The organism is Kitasatospora sp. NPDC059817 (genome assembly GCF_042731835.1).
GTDB lineage: Bacteria > Actinomycetota > Actinomycetes > Streptomycetales > Streptomycetaceae > Kitasatospora.
Genome location: NZ_JBHWIR010000216.1, coordinates 6,191 through 10,721, shown reverse-complemented (window position 1 = coordinate 10,721; position 4,531 = coordinate 6,191). Strand labels below are relative to the sequence as shown.

5 protein-coding genes are annotated in these 4,531 nt (G+C 69.5%); 2 read left to right on the top strand and 3 right to left on the bottom strand.

Going from position 1 to position 4,531, the window contains the following annotated elements:
• Positions 1 to 111: 111 nt before the first annotated feature.
• From ACFV61_RS30880 to ACFV61_RS30870, 3 genes are all read right to left on the bottom strand, one after another.
• Positions 112 to 252: an albusnodin family lasso peptide gene (locus ACFV61_RS30880; RefSeq protein ID WP_159398675.1), complete on the bottom strand. Its 141-nt coding sequence runs from the start codon at positions 250 to 252 to the stop codon at positions 112 to 114.
• 290 nt (positions 253 to 542) lie between these two features.
• The gene (locus ACFV61_RS30875) at positions 543 to 788 is read right to left on the bottom strand and encodes a hypothetical protein (protein WP_063352091.1); all 246 of its coding nucleotides are present in this window, start codon (positions 786 to 788) and stop codon (positions 543 to 545) included.
• Complete coding sequence (locus tag ACFV61_RS30870) at positions 785 to 958, bottom strand: hypothetical protein (protein ID WP_159398674.1); 174 nt, start codon at positions 956 to 958, stop codon at positions 785 to 787. The genes ACFV61_RS30875 and ACFV61_RS30870 overlap by 4 nt, the downstream gene beginning before the upstream one ends.
• A 719-nt stretch (positions 959 to 1,677) precedes the next feature.
• On the opposite strand from ACFV61_RS30870, the gene ACFV61_RS30865 reads away from it, so the two are divergent.
• Positions 1,678 to 2,865: a helix-turn-helix domain-containing protein gene (locus ACFV61_RS30865; protein WP_380495196.1), complete on the top strand. Its 1,188-nt coding sequence runs from the start codon at positions 1,678 to 1,680 to the stop codon at positions 2,863 to 2,865.
• A gap of 184 nt (positions 2,866 to 3,049) precedes the next feature.
• Positions 3,050 to 4,444 (top strand): alpha/beta fold hydrolase, encoded by a 1,395-nt coding sequence (locus ACFV61_RS30860; RefSeq protein ID WP_380495194.1) that lies wholly within the window; start codon positions 3,050 to 3,052, stop codon positions 4,442 to 4,444.
• Positions 4,445 to 4,531 lie beyond the last annotated feature (87 nt).

The window sequence follows — 4,531 nt, the reverse complement described above, 5'->3', positions numbered from 1 at the left end:
GGTGCGGTCGCTGCTCAAGCCCCCGACAGCCTTGGGGGCCAACTCCTTGCCCAAAAACTGGCGAAAGGGGGGGGGGGTGCGCCCCCGACGGGCCGCACCGCAGAAGGAGGATCAGCCGGCGTACTGGTACACGTGCCGCTTGCCCTCGCCGCCGTCGGAGGTGCCGCCCATGGTGAGGGCCGCCGCGTCGCCGATCACGGTGACGGTCATCTCGTCCTCGTCGGCGGTGACGATGGGCTCGTACACGTTCATCTCTCGGTTCCTTCCTGCCAGGTGGTGCAACGTTCCACCGGGGATTCCCGGTGGAGCCCAGCCCAGAGGACTTCCTCATCCAACTGGGCTGGGAGCTTTAGGGATCAGCGGCTTCGAGGCCGCCGACCGAGGTGCAGATCCGCGTAAACCGTCTTGCCGCGAGCAGTGAGACCGTGTAGGCGACAGCGACCGTCACGGGGGTCGGGTCCCCATGGGCGCACTGCCTGGCTGTGTCCCGGCAGTCGTCCTGGCCATCATCGACGGGGGTTCTCCTCGTCTCGACACGGGACCTACGCCGGGTGCTTGTCGAGCGCGGCCCGCAACGCGGCACGGCGGTGGGGCGTCCGGGCGCGGATGATGCAGTCGCTACAGATCGCGTGGCAGGTGCTTTGGGCGTCACCGGGGGCCTGGAGCGAGGTGCCCGCGCAGACCAGCGTCTCCCGGCGGCAGACCCAGCAGGTCCCCTCGCGGTAGCCGTCGGGCCGGTCCACGACGTACCCATCGCCCGTGAGCCAACCGGTCGGCGGGGTGCTCAATCCGCGGACTCCAAGTCGCGTAGGAGGACCATCTCCGGGTACGGGTCGGCGGAGCTGTCCCGGTTCACCCAGGCGTGGTTGGCCAGCCTGCTCGGGGTCCCCGCGACGGTGCCCGTCCAACCGTCCGTGCGGTGCCGGACCGGGTCGCCCTGGATCACACTGACTTTCACAGTTGCACTTCTCCGTTGGGGAGTTGGATGGGGGTGTCTAGCCACGCGTCACACGTGCGTCGTCAGAGCCTGGCTCGCACGGACTTCCTGTACGCCACGCAGTCCTTGCAGGAGCACGTGGACTTCACGGCAGCGATCTGAAGCATGTCGCCCGGGGAGCGGCCCCTGTCGAGGACCTGAGCCGCCCTGTAGTCGTCCAGCGGGTTCCACCCCGCCGGGGGGCTGGCCTTCTCGACCTTCGTGGGTCCCGTCACGACTTCGCGGTACACCCGAGGGGTGGTGCGTCTGGCCATCGGTCTGTCCTCCTTCGTCGAGGCCGCAGGGGAAGGGGTTACTTTGCGGTCATGCCTGCCGAGCCGTTCATCAACGACGACGACCACGACGCCTGCTGGATCTGTCCTAGCCTTCGGCTCCGCGCTGGGGCGTTCGATGTGCTCGAACGCCCCAGTGCGGATTACCCGTTCAACCCGGCCGACGGCTTCCGGTACGGCCGGGAAGGAGCCCCGGCCTGTGCGCACGGAGACTGCATCGGGCTGCCTCCCGATCGGTACGCGAGTACCGGCGAGGCGTTGCCCGAGGGCTGGAAGGTGATCGCTTGCTTACTGACTGCAATCATTCAACGGCGGATGACTAAGATCAGTTAACACAAAACTTGCACAACGACCCTTGCGGAACCTGATGTGCCATCATCTAGTCGTCGAACTGGGATGATTGAGCGCATGGGGAACACAGCGCCGTCAGCTGGTGAGAACATCGCGGTACTCCGGAAAGCGCGCGGCCTGAGTCAGGCCAAACTTGCCCGGGAAGTCGGCATCACGCTTTCTTACCTTTCCAAGATCGAAACTGGGCTCAGGCCTGCGACCCCTCCGGTGGTGGCTGCCGTCGCTCGGGTTCTCCATGTCACCACCGCCCGCGTCTACGGGAATCCCTTCGTCGGCCCGGCCGAGCAGATGGACCTGCTCAACGAGCTTCGGAACACTGTTCGTCGCCACACTCTTCCGCGAGAGAGTCCACTCTCCCCAGCTGAGACCACTGGGGCCGTTCAGACCGCCGCTGACCTGAGGGCCAGCACTCAGTACCTGGAATTGCTGCGGATGCTGCCCGCGCTCCTCGGCCAAACGACCGCCTCCGCTCTCGACTCCCGAGGCGAGGCGACGGCATGGGGCTACGTCGCGGATGTGTACAGCTGCGCGTACACGGTTGCACACCGACTCGCACAGCCCGATCTTGCCGACATGATCGTCTCTCGCCAGATGTGGGCCGCACAGCAGACCTGGAACCCGTCTGCCGAGGCAGCAGCAGCGTGGAATGAGGCGGGCACGTACCAGTCTGCTGGCCAGTATGAGGACGGGTTGGCCATCATCGAGAGGGCTATCAGCCGCTACGAGGCCGTACCCGCGAGTGGCCCCTTTCGGACCATCCACCTCGGCTCTCTCCATCTGCGCGGCGTCGTGCTGGCGTCGAGAGCCAAGGACGCCAACGCCACCCGTGACCACCTGCGGCACGCATGGACCCTGGCCGAGACGCTTCCGGACGGCAGGGACCTGGTGCAGCACCATCTGACGTTCGGCCGGGGAAACACCGCACTGTACGAGCTGGCGTCCCACGTCGAACTCGACGCCCCCGACCGCGCTGTCCAGATGTCCGGTTCACTGATCGCATCCCCACCCGCGGGGTTGAAGCCAAACCGCCTAGGCCGCTTGTACATCGACGTTGCGCGCGCCCGGTTGGCCGTGCGCGACTACGCCGGTGCCGAGGAAGCTCTCAACGCCGCCCATGCCGTCGCTCCGCAGATGGCACAGATACACCCGATGGGTCGCGAAGTGCTGCGGGTGCTGATCGTCATGCACCAACGCTCCAAGCCCGGTCTGCTCGCTATGGCGAAGCGGGCAGGGCTGGCGTCTTAAGGCTTGCATGGCGAGGGCCGCGCTCAGGAGGGGATGGGGCCTGGTGCCATCGGCCGGCGGGGCCGGTCGCGCACGGTCCGTTCAGGTCGAATCCCGCCCGAACGCTCCCCACCGAAGAGCCCCGGGGCGCAGGCTGGTTCCGTGACCGCGTCGGCACGGACGCGGCGCGAGCGGAAGGACGAACATGACGAGCACGCGCGGCCGCGTCGCCGCCCTGCTGGGCGCCGTCGCGGTGGTCGCCGGCACCACCCTGGCCACCCCCGCAGTCGGCTTCGCCGCCACGGCCGGACCGGCCCGCGTCGGCGGGATCACCGGCCAGGCGCCCTGCCCGGACGCACCCGAGTTCAGCTGCGGGACCCTCACCGTCCCGTTCGACCACAGCGGCGCCACCCCCGGCACCCTCGACCTTGAGGTGGCCGTCACCGGCAACACCACGGCGCCCAAGGGCGACCTGCTGTTCCTCACCGGCGGCCCCGGCCAGCCCGGCGTCCCGGCGATCAAGCGGATGGCGGGCAAGCTGGAGCCCGTCCTCAAGGACTACCGCCTGGTGATGTACGACCAGCGCGGCACCGGCCGGGGCGCGCTCCAGTGCCCGGGCCTCCAGGAGGACATGGGCTCCTCCGACCTCGCCCTGCCGCGCAAGCAGTCGATCGCCGACTGCGCCGCCGCCCTCGGCCCGAACTCCCGCCACTACAGCACGGCGGACACCGTCGCCGACATCGACCTGCTGCGCCGCGCCCTCGGCGACCGGCGCCTCACCCTGGACGGCGTCTCGTACGGCAGCTTCGTCGCCGAGCGGTACGCGCTCGCCCACCCGGCGCACGTGGCCCGGCTGGTGCTCGACTCGGTGGTGCCGCAACAGGGTTTCGACCCCCTCGACCTGGCCGCTCTGCCCGCGAGCGCCCGGGTCCTGCGGGCCGCCTGCCAGGCCACCGGCTGCACCACCGACCCGGCCGCCGACCTCGCCGCCACGGTTCGGCGGTACGGCAACGGGGCGCAGATCCTGAGTGCGCTCACCGGCTATGAGTTCATCGACCCGAACTACGGCGGGGTCCCGGAGATCCTGCACGAGGCCGCCGCCGGGCAGCCCGCGAAGCTCCAGGACTTCTTCGACCTGGTCCGCCGGCAGGTCGACGCGGCCTCGGCCGAGGAGCTCAGCCAGGGGCTGCACTCCGCCGCCCTGTGCGCCGACTCGCGCTTCCCGTGGGGCACCACCGACACCCCCGTCGCGGGCCGTGCGGCGGCGCTGGAGCGCACCCGGCAGCGGCTGACCGCCGAGCAGACCTGGCCGTACGACCCGGCGACCGCGACCGGGCTCGGCAGCCTCCTGGTCTGCCTCGACTGGCCGCGCGAGCAGGTGCCGCCGGCGCCGTCGGAACACCGCAAGCTGCCGGACGTGCCGGTGCTGCTGCTCGGCGGCGACCGGGACCTGTCCACGCCGTACGAAGTGCTCTACCAGCAGGCCGAGTTGGCACACGACCCGCAGATCGTGATCGTGCCCGGGGCGGCGCACTCGGTGCAGAACCGGGCGGCGAACCCGGCCGGACGGCAGGCGGTGTACGACTTCCTGCTGAAGTAGCGGGAGCCGTGGGGGGGGGGGGGGGGGAGTACGGTTGCGGAACCCGCCCCCCACCACGACCCAGAGCCAAAAGAGCAAGAAAAAGCG

What these genes read in the sequence shown, in the direction of transcription:
- ACFV61_RS30880 (WP_159398675.1), bottom strand. Translation starts at nt 252, where the DNA reads ATGAACGTGTACGAGCCCATCGTCACCGCCGACGAGGACGAGATGACC.
- ACFV61_RS30865 (WP_380495196.1), top strand. Translation starts at nt 1,678, where the DNA reads ATGGGGAACACAGCGCCGTCAGCTGGTGAGAACATCGCGGTACTCCGG.
- ACFV61_RS30860 (WP_380495194.1), top strand. Translation starts at nt 3,050, where the DNA reads ATGACGAGCACGCGCGGCCGCGTCGCCGCCCTGCTGGGCGCCGTCGCG.